The organism is Nocardiopsis alborubida, from assembly GCF_012396365.1.
Lineage (GTDB): Bacteria > Actinomycetota > Actinomycetes > Streptosporangiales > Streptosporangiaceae > Nocardiopsis > Nocardiopsis alborubida.
The window spans coordinates 97,143-113,946 of the sequence record NZ_JAAXPG010000016.1 but is presented as its reverse complement, the minus strand read 5'-3'; the positions used below and the strand labels follow the sequence as shown (position 1 = coordinate 113,946).

The 16,804-nt window shown below is 74.2% G+C and carries 15 protein-coding genes; 3 read left to right on the top strand and 12 right to left on the bottom strand.

The features are described from left to right. Nucleotides 1-84: 84 nt before the first annotated feature. The gene (locus HGB44_RS17965) at nt 85-597 is read right to left on the bottom strand and encodes a pyridoxamine 5'-phosphate oxidase family protein (RefSeq protein WP_061081075.1); all 513 of its coding nucleotides are present in this window, start codon (nt 595-597) and stop codon (nt 85-87) included. A gap of 59 nt (nt 598-656) precedes the next feature. Then, nucleotides 657-2,030, bottom strand: a complete 1,374-nt coding sequence (locus tag HGB44_RS17960) for a multidrug effflux MFS transporter (protein WP_061081074.1) — start codon at nt 2,028-2,030, stop codon at nt 657-659. A 915-nt stretch (nt 2,031-2,945) separates the two neighbouring features. Between HGB44_RS17960 and HGB44_RS17955 the strand changes: the two genes are divergently transcribed. Beyond that, nucleotides 2,946-4,019, top strand: coding sequence for a hypothetical protein (locus HGB44_RS17955; protein ID WP_061081073.1), 1,074 nt, complete (start codon nt 2,946-2,948; stop codon nt 4,017-4,019). Nucleotides 4,020-4,113: 94 nt separating this feature from the next. Here the strand turns inward: HGB44_RS17955 and HGB44_RS17950 are convergent, their stop codons facing one another. The 5 genes from HGB44_RS17950 to HGB44_RS17930 all read right to left on the bottom strand — a co-directional run bounded on the left by HGB44_RS17950 (nt 4,114) and on the right by HGB44_RS17930 (nt 7,973). Further along, a complete protein-coding gene (locus HGB44_RS17950; protein WP_061081072.1) occupies nt 4,114-4,746 on the bottom strand; it encodes an MBL fold metallo-hydrolase in 633 nt (210 codons plus the stop codon). Further along, nucleotides 4,743-5,828, bottom strand: coding sequence for an S-(hydroxymethyl)mycothiol dehydrogenase (locus HGB44_RS17945; protein ID WP_061081071.1), 1,086 nt, complete (start codon nt 5,826-5,828; stop codon nt 4,743-4,745). Before HGB44_RS17945 ends, HGB44_RS17950 begins: the two co-directional genes overlap by 4 nt. Before the next feature lie 158 nt (nt 5,829-5,986). Continuing rightward, the gene (locus tag HGB44_RS17940; RefSeq protein ID WP_061081070.1) at nt 5,987-6,496 is read right to left on the bottom strand and encodes a hypothetical protein; all 510 of its coding nucleotides are present in this window, start codon (nt 6,494-6,496) and stop codon (nt 5,987-5,989) included. 121 nt (nt 6,497-6,617) lie between these two features. After that, a complete protein-coding gene (locus HGB44_RS17935) occupies nt 6,618-7,064 on the bottom strand; it encodes a MarR family winged helix-turn-helix transcriptional regulator (RefSeq protein WP_061081123.1) in 447 nt (148 codons plus the stop codon). Nucleotides 7,065-7,211: 147 nt separating this feature from the next. Then, a complete protein-coding gene (locus HGB44_RS17930; protein ID WP_061083599.1) occupies nt 7,212-7,973 on the bottom strand; it encodes an SDR family oxidoreductase in 762 nt (253 codons plus the stop codon). A gap of 106 nt (nt 7,974-8,079) precedes the next feature. Here HGB44_RS17930 and HGB44_RS32485 point away from each other — a divergent pair, with 106 nt between their 5' ends. Further along, nucleotides 8,080-11,265, top strand: coding sequence for an ATP-binding protein (locus HGB44_RS32485; RefSeq protein WP_061083598.1), 3,186 nt, complete (start codon nt 8,080-8,082; stop codon nt 11,263-11,265). A 60-nt stretch (nt 11,266-11,325) separates the two neighbouring features. On the opposite strand, the gene HGB44_RS17920 is transcribed toward HGB44_RS32485, so the two are convergent. Next, nucleotides 11,326-12,132: a peptidoglycan recognition protein family protein gene (locus HGB44_RS17920; protein WP_061083597.1), complete on the bottom strand. Its 807-nt coding sequence runs from the start codon at nt 12,130-12,132 to the stop codon at nt 11,326-11,328. A gap of 455 nt (nt 12,133-12,587) precedes the next feature. Here HGB44_RS17920 and HGB44_RS17915 point away from each other — a divergent pair, with 455 nt between their 5' ends. After that, entirely contained in the window at nt 12,588-13,061 is a 474-nt protein-coding gene (locus HGB44_RS17915) for a hypothetical protein (protein WP_061083596.1), read from the top strand. 24 nt (nt 13,062-13,085) lie between these two features. Here HGB44_RS17915 and HGB44_RS17910 read toward each other — a convergent pair whose 3' ends face one another. From HGB44_RS17910 to bla (HGB44_RS17895), 4 genes are all read right to left on the bottom strand, one after another. Further along, nucleotides 13,086-14,117: a phosphatidylinositol-specific phospholipase C domain-containing protein gene (locus HGB44_RS17910; RefSeq protein ID WP_061083595.1), complete on the bottom strand. Its 1,032-nt coding sequence runs from the start codon at nt 14,115-14,117 to the stop codon at nt 13,086-13,088. A gap of 143 nt (nt 14,118-14,260) precedes the next feature. After that, a complete protein-coding gene (locus tag HGB44_RS17905) occupies nt 14,261-14,611 on the bottom strand; it encodes a DUF3817 domain-containing protein (protein WP_061083594.1) in 351 nt (116 codons plus the stop codon). Between the two features lie 241 nt (nt 14,612-14,852). Further along, nucleotides 14,853-15,806, bottom strand: a complete 954-nt coding sequence (bla, locus tag HGB44_RS17900) for a class A beta-lactamase (RefSeq protein WP_061083593.1) — start codon at nt 15,804-15,806, stop codon at nt 14,853-14,855. A gap of 61 nt (nt 15,807-15,867) precedes the next feature. Next, the gene (gene bla / locus HGB44_RS17895) at nt 15,868-16,785 is read right to left on the bottom strand and encodes a class A beta-lactamase (protein WP_061083592.1); all 918 of its coding nucleotides are present in this window, start codon (nt 16,783-16,785) and stop codon (nt 15,868-15,870) included. Nucleotides 16,786-16,804 lie beyond the last annotated feature (19 nt).

Below are 16,804 nucleotides of genomic sequence, written 5' to 3'. Positions count from 1 at the left end.
CCCGCGAGACGCGACGTTTCACCCGGTCCCGTCTCCCGCTTCTCCGGAGACCCGCCCCTCCGCCGGGTCCGCGCCGTCCCCGGCTCACGGCCACACGTCGAACCGCCACCTGGTGGGGCCGTGCGGCAGTTCCGAGACCGGGAAGGCGAACACCGTCGACGGGGGGATCGTGAACACCCGGTAGGGCGGCGGCCCCGCGGTCGGCGCCCCCTCCGGGCCGGTCAGCCCGCCGTCCCCGGAGGCCGGAGCCCACCCGTGGCGTTCGGCGTAGGCCGCGGCCACCCGGCCCAGCAGGCCGGGGTCCTGTACCCGCTCGGCGGTGCCCTCCACCACCACGTCCATGAGACCGGTGGTGAAGGCCAGGCTCACCTGCGGGGAGGCGGCCAGTAGCCGGGACTTGGCGGTGCCCTCGCCCGACGCGAAGAAGGGCTGCCCGTCCACCCACACCGCCAGCAGCGGCCGGGTGTGCGGGTGGCCGTCCGCGCGCGTCACGGTCAGCCAGCACGTCGCGGCCGACTCCGCCAGGTGGGGGAGCACCTCCTCCCACACACCGGGTGCCTCGTTGGTCAGGGACTGCGCCTGGGGGCTGGGGAACACGTCGCGCTCCTTGGATCTGGCCTGAACGAGCGGATCACACTAGCCGTGCGCACCGACACTCAGGCGGCGGCCAGCGCGGTGTGTCGCGTGCGCACCGCGAAAGCGGTGAACACCACCGCGGCGGCCACGGCCGTGGCGAGCATGACCGTGGTCATGCTGGCCAGACTCACCGGGCCGGTCAGCCCCGCGGTCGAGGCCAGGCCGGAGCCGATGCCGAACTGGAGCGTGCCCAGCAGGGCCGAGCCGCTTCCGGCGACCTTCGGCGGCTGCCCGTCCAGGGCCAGCGCGGTGGCGTTCGGCGACACCAGCCCGGTGAACACCATCATCACGAACAGCGCGGCGGTCACCGTCGCCAGGCTCGCTCCGCCCGAGGCACCCAGGGCCGCCAGCGCGGTCACCGAGGCGATCGACCCGGCCAGGCCCAGGAACAGGCGGCGGTGGATCTCGACCCGGCGGATCAGGTAGGCGTTCAGCTGGTTGCCGATGATCATCCCGAGCGTGGTCACGGCGAACACCAGGCTGAACTCCTGGGCGCTCGCCCCGAAACGGGAGTTGGCCACGAACGAGAACGTCGAGATGTAGGTGAAGCTCATCCCGAAGCTCAGCGCGAGCGTGAGCGTGGGAGCGGTGAAGCGGACGTCGCGCAGCAGGCGGCCGAACACGCGCAGCTGCGCCCGCGGGCTGACCCGCTCGCGCTGCTCGGGCGGCAGGCTCTCGGGCAGGCCGAACAGCACCAGGGCGAAGGTCGCCAACCCGGTCGCGCCGAGCACGGCGAAGAGCAGCTGCCAGGGCCCGAAGAAGAGCAGCTGGCCGCCCAGGATCGGACCGAGCATGGGTGCCAGACCGGAGAGCAGCACCAGCCGGGAGAAGAAGGTGGCGGCGGCGTCGCCGTCGAACACGTCCCGCACGATCGCGCGGGAGATCACCAGTCCGGCCGCGGCCGACAGCCCCTGGCCGAAGCGCAGCAGGCTGAACATCTCCACGCTGCCCACCGTCGCGATGGCCAGGGTGGTGGCGGTGAACACGCCGATGCCGACCAGCAGCGGCGCGCGGCGCCCCCACCGGTCGCTGAGCGGACCGATGACGAGCTGGCCCAGGGCCAGACCGGCCATCACCGAGGTCAGGGTGAGCTTGACGCTGGCCTCGCTGGTGCCCAGGTCGGAGGCGATCTGGGGCAGCGCGGGCAGGTACAGGTCCGTGGCGAGCGGGCCGATCGCGGACAGCACGCCGAGGACGATGACGAGCAGCAGCGTGCGGCGGCGCGTCCGGGCCGTGGCGGCGGTGGTGTCCTGGCGGGCCGGTCCGGCCTGCGCCGGCACGTCCTGGTGGTTCAGGGGGTCGTGGGTGGACGGGACGTTCTGGGTGTCCGGGAGGACCTGGACGTCCGTGGTGATCGGGGCACGACGGTTCGGACGTGCGGAAGCAAGGGTCACCGAGGCTCCAACGCGGGGAGAGGTATCGACAGGCGGTGCGCGGTACGCGGGGGCGCCGTGAACCGCCTTCGGGCGGGGCGCCAGCAGAAGTCCCATGAGGGGACCAGAGGGTCCCGGGATCACTTCCGCCTCCAACACAAGGCTAGGAGCAGGCAATCCCCGCTTTACCCAACACGTCGAGTGATCCGAATTACGGTGCTTGAACGCCCTGCTGGTAAAGGGATTCGGTTCGCTGTGACGACGCCCATGAGGGGAGGGGGCGCTATCGGGTCGCCGGGTTCCGCTCGTCCTCCCGGTCGCGTGGTGCTCGATTCGTCATGGTTACTCGATGGTAGTTCCGCTGGGCGAAACGCGCTTTTCGGTGTCGCGCGCCCTGTGAAGAAAAGGGCGGACGCGGAGGGTGTTTCCCGGGAGCTCACAGAATTCCGTGCGCGGGGTCCCGCTCCTCGGTTCCGCCGTCGTGCGACGGCCGTGTGCGGGCGGGAGCGCCGACCGGTGTTTCGGGGCGGTGCGGGCCGCGCGGCGTGGAACGCTTCGCCGAAGAAGGCCTTTCGCGGCCGGGAGGCGCCCTCGGCGCCTCCTCTCCGAGGGCTTTTCGCGGGGGGCTTTTGACGGGGATCTCTCCCCGCCGCAGCCGACTCCGCCGCGTACGAAGACGCGGGGACTCCCGGGAGGGCGGGGCGACCGCTCCGGAGCGGGCCGGCGAACGGGCCGCTGGCGCGATTGCCGGAACGCCCCGATCGAAGCGCGGCGGCGCGGAACCCCCGCCGTTCCCCGGTGCGTCCGTATGCCGGGAACAGCGGAATGGCAATTCACATAAGACGTGTGCTACTCTGGCCGGGTAAGGGTTTATTGGGGAAGAAAAATTGTTTCCCCGGGCCTTGTGGGCGGCCGTTTTCCGGTTATTCTCGACATATGCCAAACCCCCTTTCCTCCGTCGTGCTGTCCGCGTCCGTCATGACCCACCCCCGCAGGATCGCCGACGCGCGCCGCGTCCTGGACTCCCTGGGGATCGCGGACGCCTGCCTCGCCGTGGACCCCGAGCCCGACGGGCCGCCCAGTTCCCTGCGCGCCTCCCAGGTCGCCTTCTCCAGCGCGGAACGCTTCGACTCCACCCACCACCTCGTCCTCCAGGACGACGTCCGCGTCTGTGCGGATTTCGCCGGTTCCGTGCGCGCCGCGGCGGAAAGGCATTCCGGGGCCGCGCTCTCCCTTTTCGTGGAATGGGGTTCGCGCACCGCCTGTCTGGCCCGGTGGGCGGTGTTCACCGGTGCCGGAGCCGTCCCGGTGGTCAACCCCTACATGCCCACGCTGGCCCTGCTCCTGCCGCGGGACCTGGCCGTGGACATGGGCCGCTTCATGGCGGACGCCGAGGGCCGCTCCGACGACCGCGCCGCCCTGCGGTTCCTGCGGGAGCGGGGCACCTCCACCCTGGTCGCGGCGCCCAACCTGGTCGAGCACGAGGACCTGCCCAGCATCAAGGGCAACGACGGCCACGGGCTCCGGCGCTCGGCCTGCTTCGCCGCGGAGGGCGCCCGCTTCGACGGGCAGGTCCTGGACCTGCCCCCGCTGCTGCCGTTCCTGCGCTGGAACACCGGAGAGGCCGTGGTCATCGACACCGGCAACGACGTGCCCGAGGCGCACCGGCCCACAGCGGACGTCCTGGCGGAGTGGGGCGCGGCGCCGGAGGAGCTGCGCCGGGACTGCGCCGAGCACCTGGGCAGCGACTCCGGTCCGCTGTTCGCGCTCTGGACCACCGCCGCCGCCTTCGGCGCGGTGCAGCAACAGCACTGGCCGGGCACGGTGGCCGGGCTGCGCGCGCGCCGGGACGATCCCCTGGTCGGGCGCGCGCTGGCCACCTTCGCGCCGGGGGCGCTGCGCGTCGCCCTGGACCCGGACCGGCTGGCGCGGCTCTCCGGGCGGCTGGTACCGGCGGTGCTCGCCGCCGTGGAGTACGGGGCCCGCCTCACCACCGCTCGCCGGGCCTGAGCGGACGGCGGCAGCGGCGGTGCGGTCCCCGGCCCCGCCCCGGTCCACGGGTGGGGGCGGTCCGGCCCGGGCCCCGGGCCGGACCGCGGGCCCCTCAGCTGCCCCGGTCGATCCACTCCTGGAGGTGCGGGGCCTCGGCGCCGATCGTCGTGGACTCCCCGTGCCCGGTGTTGACCACCGTGTCCTCCGGCAGGCTGAACAGCCGGTCGCGGATGGACTCCACGATCGTGGGGAAGTCCGAGTAGGACCGTCCCGTCGCCCCCGGGCCGCCCTGGAACAGGGTGTCTCCGCTGAACAGCACGCCCAGCTCGGGCGCGTACAGGCACACCGCGCCCGGGGCGTGCCCCGGGGTGTGCAGGACGGTCAGCGTGGTCCCGGCGATCCTGATGTCCTGTCCCTGGGACAGTTCGGCGTCGGGCGCACGGTCCGGATGGGTCATGTCCCACAGCACCCGGTCGGCCGGGTGCAGCAGGATGGGCGCACCCGTGGCCCCGGCCAGCGCCGGGGCCGCGTTGACGTGGTCGTTGTGCGCGTGTGTGCACACCACCGCCACCAGCTCGCGGTCGCCCACCGCGCCCAGGATCGCGTCCGCGTCGTGCGCGGCGTCGATGACCAGAGCCTGGTCGCGGTCGCCCACGATCCAGACGTTGTTCTCGACCTCCCACTCCCCGCCGTCCAGGGCGAAGACCCCCGAGGTGGTCAGGTGTTCCACGCGCGCGCCGCTCACAGGACCACCACCGAGCGCAGGACGTCGCCGCGTTCCATCCGGGCGAAGGCCTCCTCGACCTCGCCGAGTCCGATCTCCTCGGTGACGAAGCCGTCCAGGTCCAGGCGTCCCTGGAGGTAGAGGCTGATGAGCACGGGGAAGTCGCGCGAGGGCAGGCAGTCGCCGTACCAGGAGGACTTCAGCGCACCGCCGCGGCCGAACACGTCCAGCAGCGGCAGCTCCAGGCGCATCTCCGGCGTGGGCACGCCCACCAGCACGACCGTGCCCGCCAGATCGCGCGCGTAGAAGGCCTGCTCGTAGGTCCTGGGGGTGCCCACGGCGTCGATCACCACGTCGGCGCCGAAACCGCCGGTCAGGTCGCGGATGGTCTCGACCGGGTCGGCGAAGGAGGCGTTGACGGTGTGGGTGGCGCCGAAGCCGCGCGCCCATTCGAGCTTGCGGTCCTCCAGGTCCACGGCGATGATCCGCCCGGCTCCGGCCAGCCGCGCGCCCGCGACGGCCGCGCTTCCCACGCCGCCGCAGCCGATGACGGCGACCGAGTCCCCGAGGCCCACGCCGCCGGTGTTGATGGCGGCGCCGATCCCGGCCATGATCCCGCAGCCCAGCAGACCGGCCGCGGCGGGCGAGGCCTGCGGGTCCACCTTCGTGCACTGCCCCGCGGCGACCAGGGTCTTCTCCGCGAACGCGCCGATGCCCAGGGCGGGGGAGAGCTCGGTGCCGTCCTCCAGGGTCATCCGCTGCTCGGCGTTGTGCGTGTCGAAGCAGTACTGGTGCCGCCCCCGGCGGCAGGCGCGGCAGTCCCCGCACACCGCACGCCAGTTCAGGATCACGTGGTCACCCGGTGCGACGGTGGTCACGCCCTCGCCCACGGACTCCACCATGCCCGCGGCCTCGTGCCCGAGCAGGAAGGGGAACTCGTCGTTGACGCCGCCCTCGCGGTAGTGCAGGTCGGTGTGGCACACCCCGCACGTCTGCACCCTGACCACGGCCTCGCCGGGGCCCGGATCGGGCACGACGACCGTGGTGATCTCCACCGGGGCCCCCTTGGACCGGGAGACCACCCCTTGTACCCGCTGAGACATCTTTGTTAACCCCCACACGTGGCCGGAGGCGGCGCGGGTACGCGCCGCTTCCGGCACCATTCCCCACCCGCGTCACACCTATCCCGAGCCAGGGGCACCGTCCTGGGCCGGATGGTCTCCGCCGGTTCCCGACGGGCCAGGCCCGGGGGCCGCGCCGGTCAGGTCCCCGAGCCCGGGCGGACGATCATGAGCACGACGACGGACGCCCACACCAGGTTGTAGATCCCGGTGATCATCGACAGCGTGCGCAGCGCGCGGGGGTCGCCGGGCTCGCGGAGCGCCTCGCGCTGGCGGGGGTGGATCAGCGCCGCCAGCATGAGGCCCGCGACGGCGGTGAGCAGCATCGAGACGATGATCCAGATCTCGCCCATCCGGCCCTGGAGCAGGGCCAGGGCGATCCCGACCGCGGGGACGACGACTCCGGCGACGGCGTAGCCGCCGGTGGTGCGGTGCAGCAGGGCGGCCACGGCGGCGTTGCGCTCGCCCGTCTCGCGTCCGCCGGGGGAGCGGTCGCCCGTGGGCGTGCCCGCGGTCCCCGCGTCGGCGGCGCCGACGGTGGCGGGCACGGCGACGGGGGCGAACCGCGGGAAGAGGCTGGCCGCGGCGGTCGATCCGCCGACGAACACGATGGCGGCGAGCACGTGGACCGAGAGCAGCAGGTGTTCCATGGGATCTCCTTCTTCCTTCAGGGTGGCTGAAGCATATCCCTGGCTTCAGGCAGGCTGAAGGAGGGGTCGCTTCGCGCCCCCGGAGACCCCTTGGGAGGCGGGACCGGCGGCGGACCGCCGGTCAGGAGGCGCCCGGGGCGCCGAACGCCGCGCGCACGGCCTCGCCCACCCGCCGCTGCACGGGGTCGGCGTCCGGCCCGAACATCGCGGTGTCCACCGCGGCCACCGCCTGCTTGGCCGCGTCGAGCAGACGGGCGCCCTCGTCGGTGATCTCGATCGCCGAGGCGGCCCCGGCCCGCGACGTGTGGTCGCGCACCAGTCCGGCGGCGACCAGCGCCTTCACCGAGCCGTGCACGCTCTGGACCGTGATCCCCGACATCCGCGCCAGGTCGCTGAACGAGACGCCCGGAACCCCGGAGATGTGGCCGAGCAGCCCGAGCCGGGCGACCGTGAGGTCCAGGGGGGCGAGGGCGGTGTTCAGCTCGGTCTCGATACCGCGCGCCAGGGTCAGCAGGATGATCGAGGGGCTGGTCACGGGCGGGCCGGGGCGGTTGTTCTCGGTGCTCACCCTCACCAGTCTCCCCCACCGCGCGGGGCGGGCCCGACCCGCGCACGGCGGGGAGCGGCACCGGCGGGTCCCGCTCCCGGCACCGACCCGCGCGGGGGACCGGCCGGCACCGCCGTGGCCCCTCCGCCGCGACCGGCCCCGAAGCGACTACAGGGTGGTGCTCAGACCGAGCCCCAGACCACCGTCCACGGGGATCTCCGCCCCCGAGGTGAAGGTGGCCTCGAACCCGAGGAAGAGCACGGCGCGGGCCACCTCCTCGACGGTGCCGTGGCGGCCCATCGGCGTGGCCGCGTCGCCCACGCGCATGAACTCCTCGCGCTTGGCGCCCTCGACGCCCACGATCCCCATCGACGGAGTGTCGGTGAAGCCCGGCGCGACCGAGTTCACCCGGATGCCGCGCGGCAGCAGTTCCGAGGCGAGCACCCGGCTGAAGCCCAGCACCGCCGCCTTGGCGCCCGTGTACACGCTCATCCCCGGCGTACCGGTCATGTTCGTCACCGCGGTGGTGAACACGATCGCCCCGCCGTCGGCGACCAGCGGCGCCAGTCGCTGGACCGTGAAGAAGGCCCCCTTGGTGTTGACCGCGAACATGCGGTCGTAGGACTCCTCCGTCACCTCCTCGAACGGGCCGAGCTCCGCGGTGCCCGCGTTCACGTGCAGGAGGTCGATCCCGCCCAGCACGGCGCGCACGGCCTCCGCCAGCGCGTCGGTGTCGGCCGGGTCCGCCACGTCGGCGCGCACCACGTGCGCCCCCGGCCCCAGACGGCCGCGCGCCTCCTCCAGGTTCCTCCCGCCGCGCCCGGTCAGCAGCACCCGGGCCCCTCCGGCGAGCAGTGCCTCGGCCACCCCCATCCCCATACCGTGCGTCCCGCCGATCACCACGGCCCGCTTGCCCGCGTAGTTCCCCATCGTCCCTCACCCCGTCCTGTCCGGAGGGCGGCGCCTCACCGCCCCTCACAGGACCACGGTGGCGGCGGCCGCCACGGGTGTCCTACGGGATCGCTACGGTTGCGTCATGCGTTTCGGGGTGCTGGGTCCGCTGACGGTGCGGACCGACGACGGTGAGCCCGTCCGGATCCGCGACACCAAGGTGCGCGCCCTGCTGGCCTCCCTCCTGCTGGCCCGGGGGCGCCTGGTACCCGCCGACCGCCTCGTGCGGGACCTGTGGGGCCGCACCCCTCCGGCGCGCCCGGCCGCCGTCCTCCAGGCCCGGGTCTCCCAGCTGCGCGGCGACCTGGAACGCGCCGAACCCGGCTCCCGCGCCCTGGTCCGCCACCGCGCGCCCGGTTACCTGCTGGCGGCTGACGACGTCGACGCCGCCCGGTTCGAGGACCTCCTGCGCCGGGCCGCGCGGGTCGCGGACCCGCGCGGGCGCGCGGACCTGCTCACCCGCGCCCTGGACCTGTGGCGCGGGCCCGTGCTGGCGGAGTTCGCCGACACCGAGCCTGTGCTGTCCGCCGCAGCCCACTGGGAGGAGCTGCGGGCGACCGCCCTGGAGGACCGGGCCGAGACGCGCCTGGACCTCGGAGAGCACGCGGCGCTGGCCGCCGAGCTGGCCGACGCCACGGCCCGCCACCCCTACCGCGAGCGCCTGCACGCCGCTCACGTCCGCGCGCTCTACGGGGCGGGCCGCCAACGGGAGGCCCTGGCCGCCTACGAACGGCTGCGCGCACGGCTGGCCGACGAGATGGGGATCGACCCCGGGCCCGAGCTGACGGCCCTGCACCGGGCGGTCCTGACCCAGGACCCGTCCCTGAACCCCACCCCGCGCCCCGCGCCGCCGCCGGGCGCCGCCGCGGCCCCCGCCGCGCACAGGACGGCCGTCCCCGCCGCCGGGCTGCCCGCACCGGTCGGGGACCTCATCGGCCGGGACGAGCACCTGCGGGCGCTGCGCTCCCTGGTGGGCGCCCAGCGGATGGTCACCCTCACCGGACCCGGCGGGGTCGGCAAGACCCGAGTGGCCCTGGCGGCGGCCCGCGCACTGGCCCCCGGCACGGCCCTGTTCGTGGAACTCTCCGTACTCGCGCCCGGAGGCGACCCCGTCCCCCTCCTGGCCGCGGCCCTGGGAGTCCGCGACGACACCTTCGCGCCCGAGGCCGCCCCGCACGAGCGGATCGCCGAACTCCTGCGCGGCCGCGACGCCCTGCTCGTCCTCGACAACTGCGAACACGTCGTCGGCCCCGCGGCGGACACGGTCGCCCGCCTGCTGGGGGCCGTGCCCGACCTGCGGGTCCTGGCCACCAGCCAGGTCCCCCTGGACGTGACCGGGGAGCACCTGTACGCACTGCCCCCGCTGGACCTGCCCGACCCCGGCACCGACGACCCCGACGCGCTCGCCGCCTCAGGCGCGGTACGGCTCTTCACCGCTCGGGCCCGGGCCGCCGTGGCCTCGTTCGTCCTCGATACCGGCACCGCTCCCGCCGTCGCGGCGGTCTGCCGACGCCTGGACGGCATCCCCCTGGCCCTGGAGCTGGCCGCGACCCGGCTGCGGCACATGGGCGTGGCCGACCTCGCCGCCCGCCTGGACGACCGCTTCGCCCTGCTCGGGGTCGGCCGCCGCGACGCGCCCGCGCGCCAGCGCACCCTGAGGGCCGTGATCGACTGGAGCTGGGAACCCCTCTCCCCGGCCGAACGCGCCGTGCTCGGCCGCCTGGCCGTGCACGCCGACGGCTGCGACCTGGCCGCCGCCGAGGCGGTGTGCTCCGACCCCGGCGCCGTTCCCGCGCACGAGGTCCTGGGTCTGGTGGGGGCGCTCGTGGACCGGTCGCTGGTCGTGGTCGCCGACCACCCCGACGGGACCCGCTACCACCTCAGGGAGTCGGTCTCCGCCTACGCCCTCGAACGGCTGGAGGGGGCCGGGGACGCGCGCCGCACCCGTGTCCGGCACGCCGCCCACTTCGCCGACCTGGCCGAGCGCGCGGACGAAGGGCTGCGCGGCGCGGCCCAGGAGCACTGGCTCCGGCGCCTGGACCGCGAGTCGGCGAACCTGGACGCGGCCCTGGCCTTCGCGGTGGCCGAAGCGGACGCCCGTCTGGCGCTGCGTCTGGCCGAGGCCGCGTGCTGGTACCGGTACCTGCGCGGGCGCGCCGGTGCGGCGCGCGCCGCCCTGGACGACGCCCTGTCCGTGCCCGGCGCACCTTCCGGGGCCCGCGCCCGGGCACGGGTGTGGCGGACCGCCCTGGCGGTGCCCGCCTCGGAGGACGACCTGAGGTGGAGAGCCACCGTCGAGGAGGACCTGGCCCGGGTGGACGACCCGGTCGCGCACGCCCGCCTGTCCTGGTTCACGGAGTTCACGCGCCGGGGGTTGGGCGATCCGGCCCAGGCGGCGGCCCGGCTGGAACGTGCCCGCGACGCCGCACGGCGGGCGGGGGACACGTGGACGGCGGCGGTCGCGCGGACCGTCCTCGCCCAGGCGGCCTTCACCCGGGGGGACCTCGTCGGGGCCCGGCGAGGAGCACGGGAGGCCGAGCACGCCCTGCGCGATCTCGGCGACCGGTGGGGGATCCTTCGGGCCTGCGACGTCCTGGCCCAGGTCGCGGAGGCGCACGGCGACCTGGCGGAGACGGCCCGGCTCCACGAGGAGGGCCTGCGGATCGCGGAGGACCTGAGACTGTGGCACACGGTCTCCCTCAAGCTCTCCGGTCTGGGCAGGGTCGCCCTGCTCGGCGCGGACCTGGACCGTGCCGACGAGCTGCACACCCGGGCGCTGCGGGTGGCCGAGGAGCACGCGGACCCGTTGGGCGAGCAGTTCGCGGACGCCGGGATCGCCCTGACCGCCCGCCGCCGTGGCGACCTCGACCTGGCTGAGCGGTCACTGCTGCGCCGCCTGGACTGGAACCGGCGCGTGGACGGCCGCATCGGGACCGCCTTCATCCTCACCCAGCTGGGGTTCGTCGCCGAACAGCGCGGCCGGGCGGACCGGGCGCTGGAGCTGCACACGCAGGCCCACAGGGAGGCCGAGCGCAGCGGCGACCCGCGGGCGGTCGCCCTGGCACTGGAGGGGCTGGCCGGGGCGCACGCGCTGGCGGGCGGGCACGGCCGGGCGGCGCGGCTGCTGGAGCGGGCCGAGGCCCTGCGCGGGGAGGCGGGTGCGCCGCTGGCGGCGGTCGAGCGCTGGGACGTGGACCGGATCACCGGGCGGATCCGTGCGGGCGGTGCCCGCCGCGAGGCGGCGGGCACCGCGATCGGCGACGCGCCCTGAGCGGTGCCGGGCCCAACGCGCAGCGAGCGGCGCGGAACCCGGAGCGCCCCGGCGGGCGGGTCAGCGGGTGAAGTCGTCGGGGCCCCGGGCGGGACCGTGGTGGAACAGGCGGTCCGGCTCGTCCTCGGGCACGGTCGGGTAGGTCGGGCCGTTCCCGGCGGGCGCACGGCGGGCGGCCAGTTCCAGGACCGGCGCCAGCATGGCGTCGGCGACCGCGTCGCGCAGCTCCGGGAGCAGCGCGTACAGCACGTCGCCGGGGCAGGCGGTGGCGTTGAAGTCGCGGTGGCCCAGGATCGCGCTGTGCGGATCGAGCCGGTAGGCCCCGCACAGCCACGCCAGGGTGGCCACCAGCGCGTCGGTCAGGGCCCCGGTCGGGCTCACGCTCGTGTAGAGGCCCTCGTTCTCGATGCCGATGCAGGTGCTGTTGTTGTTGGCCACGTGCGCGCCCACGACGTGGCTGCCCTCGCGGATGGCGGCGAAGCTGCGGTCGCGGCCCTCCATGACGTGACCGCCGCGGCTGATGGTGAGCTGCTGGCCGGTGTCCAGCCAGCCGTTGGAGTCCATGTGGTAGTTCTGGATCGCCCTGGACAGGGCGTAGGCGTGGCTGAGCGAGTAGTCGGTGCTGTTGGCCGTGGCGGTGTGGTGGACCACGATGTAGCTGGGCGCGGTGGACAGGATCTGGACCCGGCCCGCGGGCGAGCGCGCTCCCCAGTCGGCCCGGGTGTGCAGGGACGGTTCGGCCACCCTCGCGGAGGCGCTCGCGCCGCCCGTGGTGAACGCCCCGCCGAGAACGGCGGCGCCGGAGGCCAACGCGGCCCCGCGCAGGACGGTGCGTCTGTCCGGACCTGACCGGTGGGTTCTGGTCATGGGTGATCCTTCGGCTCGTGTCATGACTTGCCAGTCCATAAGGGAACACGGACCACCCACGGTGCACAAAGGGTGACGCGGTGAATTTTCACTGCCGTGACCGGCCAGAACGCCACCCTTTGACCCCATGGGTAGAAGTAGGTCGTTGGTGTACAAGACGGCGGAGAAACGATAGAGCGGGAATGTGCGTTTTTCCCTGTTCCATCCCCGCCTCTTTGCGCGTCTTTTCCGTTGTCCTCGACAGGTCTTTTCCGAACCGCGGTGCCCGGGCCCGGCGCCGGTCCCCGTCGGGTGCCGGGCGGTGTCCCCAGGAGCGCCGCCGGCGCCCCTGCCTGCGCCGCTGTCCGGCCTCCGGGCGTTTGCTGTACAGTTCCTGACTACTCAGGCGACCCGTGCCCCCGGGATCCTTCTCCCCCCACCCCGAGAACCAGCGGAAGAAAAGAAGAAGAGGACCCATGACGAGTACGACCGCCGAGAGGACCGGGCGCCCTGGGACGGTGGAGGCGGCCTTCCTGCTCCTGCTAGCCCTGATCGCCGTCGACCTCGTGCTGTGGGTGCTGAACGTGTTCGTTGTCGCCCCCACCGGGCTGGACAGTATGCGCGCGGCCGCGGGTGAGGAGGGAGGCCTGCGCCAGGCCGCCGTGTCCGGCGCCGCCACGCTGCTGTTCGCGGCGGTGGGTGTCCTCCTCGCCGTCCTGGTGCGCCGGGGCCGCAACTGGGCGCGCCTCCTGCTCGCCGCCGCCGGTGTCCTCGTCGCGCTCATGGATCTGGCCACCGTCAACATGGACGCCGTGTGGCCGCCGGACGGGATGTCGGCCTACGACGTCCTCGGCGCCGTCGTTCCGGCACTGCTGGGGCTGTCCGCCCTCGTGCTGCTGTTCCTGCCCGCGTCCAACGCCTACTTCTCGCGCGGGGCGCGAGCCGAGTAGGCGCCGCGGCGGACGGCCACGGCGTCAGCCGTTGCCCGGGCCGTGCGGGACGACCATGGACAGCACCCCGGGCAGGCCCGCCCAGTCGCTGGTCACCGTGGTGGCCCCGGCCTGAGCGAGTTCGCGCACGCGGGCGGCGGCCTCCTCCGGGGAGGGGGTGCGCGCGTCGATCGCGGGGGACACCGCGTGGGCGTCGGTCATCACCAGGAGGTAGTCGTTCTCGCCGTACCAGGAGGTGTCGATGCCCCCGGTGTAGGTCGGGGCGCTGCCGTCGAAGACCACGAACCACGGCCGCAGGTCCTCGGCGTAGCGCTCGCGCGGGTCGCCGCCGCGGGCGCCGAGCACCGCCGGGAAGGTGGCCGCCTCGTCCAGGCGGCCCTCGGCGGCCAGGTCGCGCAGGCGCGTCGCCTGCTCTTCGTCGGTCCACAGGTCGTCGAAGGGGTTGCCCTGTTCGAAGGTGCCCGGGGTCAGGTAGACGACGACCCTCCCGGCCAGGGCGCCGCGCGAGGGCCAGCCGTCGGCGCGCACCGCCTCGTCCAGGGTGGCGTGGGCGCCCGCCAGCAGGTCGTCCGGGCGGAACAGGGCGTCGCCGAGGACCTGGTCGGCGAGCGCGTCGAACTCGGCGGGGCCCAGGCCGGCCTCGGCGTGGTAGCCCTTCTTCATCTCCACCTTGAGCAGCAGCGGCGGGTGGCCGGGGTTGGCCTCGTGCCAGGTGCGCACGTCGCGCAGGCAGTCGGCGAGGTCTCCGTCGCCGCCCTGGCGCAGTCCGTCGGGGCTGGCGGCCCCGGCGCAGTTGTTGCGCTGGCCGACCAGTTCGTGGTTGACCCGCCAGGTGCCGAACCACTCGTCGGTCCACACGTCCAGTTCCAGGAGTCCGGCGCCGGAGTCGAGGGCGTCGGCGAAGTGGGGGAAGGTGGCCGTCTCGTAGGCGTTGTGCACGCCCACTGAGGTGCTCCGGGAGAGGGTCTGCCCGGCAGCGGAGGCGGGGGAGGGGGCGCTGGTCAGGGCGAGGGCGAGCGCGGCGCAGGTCAGCGCGGCGGTGCGGGCGGAGGGCATGGGGGTCCTTCGGCGCTGGGGGTCACTGACTGGTGGTCAACCAACCACAGGTCACCGCTCGTGCGCAAAGGGTCATGCTCCGGAAGGTGGCGCGGGGCCCAACGGAGGGTGAAGTTCCGTCGGGCCCCGCGGAGTCCGGGGGTTCAGGCCACGGGCTCGGGCGCGCGGTCCCGCTCCTCGGCGCGGGGGGCCAGGCGCCCGGTGCGGTGCAGCCACCAGTCCGCGACCAGGGTGCCCAGGGGAGGCACGGAGGCGGCCAGGGCCACCAGCGTCGCCCACAGGTTCCAGCGCAGGTGCAGGGCGGCGGCCAGGGTGACCACCACGTAGAGCACGAAGGCGCCCCCGTGCAGGGGGCCGAAGAGGTGCACGCCCGCCTCGCTGCCGCTGCCCAGGTACTTGACGTACATGCCGCCCAGGAGGCCGATCCAGGTCAGGGCCTCGATGACCGCCACCACGCGGAAGACGGTCGCTGTGACACGGGGACTGATGCTCACGCTGTTCCTCGGACTCGCTCGGTTCTGGACAGGAGGGGAGGTTCCCGGTGCCCGCCGGGCCCGGACCGCTCCCAGGCTAGGACACGTTTTCGAGTGGCCGAATCCGGGGCGGGCGGTGCGAAAGCGCACGTTCAAACCCCCCGCGCGCACCGGTGACGGGCCGGCCCCTTCGGCGGGGCCCCTCCAACCGAGCTCTGCCGGCTGAGCCGCTCCGGCCGGGTCGGCCTCCAGCCCGGCGCCGTCAGCCCAGGGCCTGCACCACGACCTCGGCGGCCCCGGCGATCAGCGCGTTGTCGTACTCGGCGTCCTCCTCGTCACGGCTGGACATGACCGCCACCACGATGGGGTCGCCCTCCGGCGGCCAGAGCACGGCGATGTCGTTGCGCGTGCCGTAGCTCCCGTTCCCCGTCTTGTCGCCGACCTCCCAGCCCTCGGGCACCCCGGCGCGGATCAGCTCGTCACCGGTCAGGTTGTCGACGAGCATCCGCGTGAGCACCTCGCGCCGGTCCTCGGACAGGGCGTCGCCGAGGACGAACTCGCGCAGGCTCCCGGCCATGGCGCGCGGCGTGCTCGTGTCCCGGATGTCCCCGGGCGCCCACCGGCTCAGGCCGGGCTCGACGCGGTCGGCCTCGATCACGTCGTCGCCCATCTCCTCCATCGCCTCCTCGAACCCGTCGGGTCCGCCCAGCTCCTCGAACAGCAGGTTGGCGGCGGTGTTGTCGCTGTAGCGGACGGCGGCGTCGGCCACCTCCACCAGGGGCAGCCCGGTGTCGACGTGCTGACCGGTGACCGGTGAGTGGCCGAACACGTCGTCGGCGTCGTAGGTGACGACCTCCTCCATCTCCTCGGGTGTGTTCTGCTGGAGCACCAGCGCCGCGGTGAAGGCCTTGTGGGTGGAGCAGTAGGCGAACCGCTCGTCGGGGCGGTGCGCGACCTCCTCGCCGCTGCCGGTGTCCACCGCGTAGACGCCCAGCCGCGCGTCGAACTCCTCCTCCAGGTCCGCGAACTCGTCGGCGAACCCGGCGGAGAGGTCGGCCGGGGCCGACCGTCCGGCCGAGCCCTCGGCGGAGGGCCCGGCCGAGGGCTCCGTCCCCGGGGCCGGGCCGGAACCGTCCGCCCCGCAGGCGGCGGCGGGAACGAGGGCGACCGCGGCCAGGGCCGCGAGTCCGGTGCGCCGTAGGGGTGAAAGCCACATCTTCCCTGCTCCTTCTGTCCTGGAGACGTGCGGTTCCGCGCCCGGTCGGCACGGAGCGGCGTCAGGCCAGCTCCTCCGCGACGACCTCGGCGGCCCGGGCGATCAGCGCGTCGTCGTACTCGGCGTCCTCCGCCTCGCGGCTGGACATGACGGCGAGGACGATGGGGTCGCCCTCCGTCGGCCAGAGGACGGCGATGTCGTTGCGCGTGCCGTGGCTCCCGGCGCCCGTCTTGTCGCCGACCCTCCAGTCCTCGGGGACCCCGGCGCGGATCAGCTCGTCACCGGTGGTGTTGTTGACGAGCATGTCGTTGAGCACCTCGCGCCGGTCCTCGGGCAGGGCGTCGCCGAGGGTGAACTCGCGCAGGCTCCCGGCCATGGCGCGCGGCGTGCTCGTGTCGCTGGTGTCCCCGGGCGTCCAGGCGTTCAGCTCGGTCTCGATCCGCTCCGGGTCGGTGACGTCGTCGCCGATCTCCCTCAGCGCGTCCTCGAACGCGTCCGGCCCGCCCAGCTCCTCGAACAGCAGGTTGGCGGCGGTGTTGTCGCTGTGGCGGACGGCGGCGTCGGCCACCTCCGTCAGCGTCATGCCCGTGTCCACGTGCTGCTCGGTGATCGGCGAGTAGTCGACCAGGTCGTCCTCGGTGAAGGTGACGACCTCCTCCATCTCCTCGGGCGTGTTCTGCTGGAGCACCAGCGCCGCGGTGAGGGCCTTGTGCGTCGAGGCGTAGGCGAACCGCTCGTCGGGGCGGTGCGCGACCTCCTCGCCGCTGCCGGTGTCCACCGCGTAGACGCCCAGCCGCGCGTCGAACTCCTCCTCCAGCCGCTCGAACTCCCGGGTGAGCTCGGCGGAGGCCGCGGGGGAGGCCGACTGCTCCGCCTCGGGCGCCGAGGCGCCGTTGGCCGCCGCGCAGCCGGTGGCGGGGACGAGGACGATCGCGGCCAGGGCCGCGAGTCCGGTGCGCCGGTGGGATGAGAACACCATGTGTGCCTGCTCTTCCTGT

Coding starts and splice junctions, on each gene's coding strand:
- bla (WP_061083592.1), bottom strand. CDS start 16,785: ATGGTGTTCTCATCCCACCGGCGCACCGGACTCGCGGCCCTGGCCGCG.
- HGB44_RS17945 (WP_061081071.1), bottom strand. CDS start 5,828: ATGTCTCAGCGGGTACAAGGGGTGGTCTCCCGGTCCAAGGGGGCCCCG.
- HGB44_RS17910 (WP_061083595.1), bottom strand. CDS start 14,117: ATGCCCTCCGCCCGCACCGCCGCGCTGACCTGCGCCGCGCTCGCCCTC.
- HGB44_RS17955 (WP_061081073.1), top strand. CDS start 2,946: ATGCCAAACCCCCTTTCCTCCGTCGTGCTGTCCGCGTCCGTCATGACC.
- HGB44_RS17930 (WP_061083599.1), bottom strand. CDS start 7,973: ATGGGGAACTACGCGGGCAAGCGGGCCGTGGTGATCGGCGGGACGCAC.
- bla (WP_061083593.1), bottom strand. CDS start 15,806: ATGTGGCTTTCACCCCTACGGCGCACCGGACTCGCGGCCCTGGCCGCG.
- HGB44_RS17915 (WP_061083596.1), top strand. CDS start 12,588: ATGACGAGTACGACCGCCGAGAGGACCGGGCGCCCTGGGACGGTGGAG.
- HGB44_RS32485 (WP_061083598.1), top strand. CDS start 8,080: ATGCGTTTCGGGGTGCTGGGTCCGCTGACGGTGCGGACCGACGACGGT.
- HGB44_RS17940 (WP_061081070.1), bottom strand. CDS start 6,496: ATGGAACACCTGCTGCTCTCGGTCCACGTGCTCGCCGCCATCGTGTTC.
- HGB44_RS17920 (WP_061083597.1), bottom strand. CDS start 12,132: ATGACCAGAACCCACCGGTCAGGTCCGGACAGACGCACCGTCCTGCGC.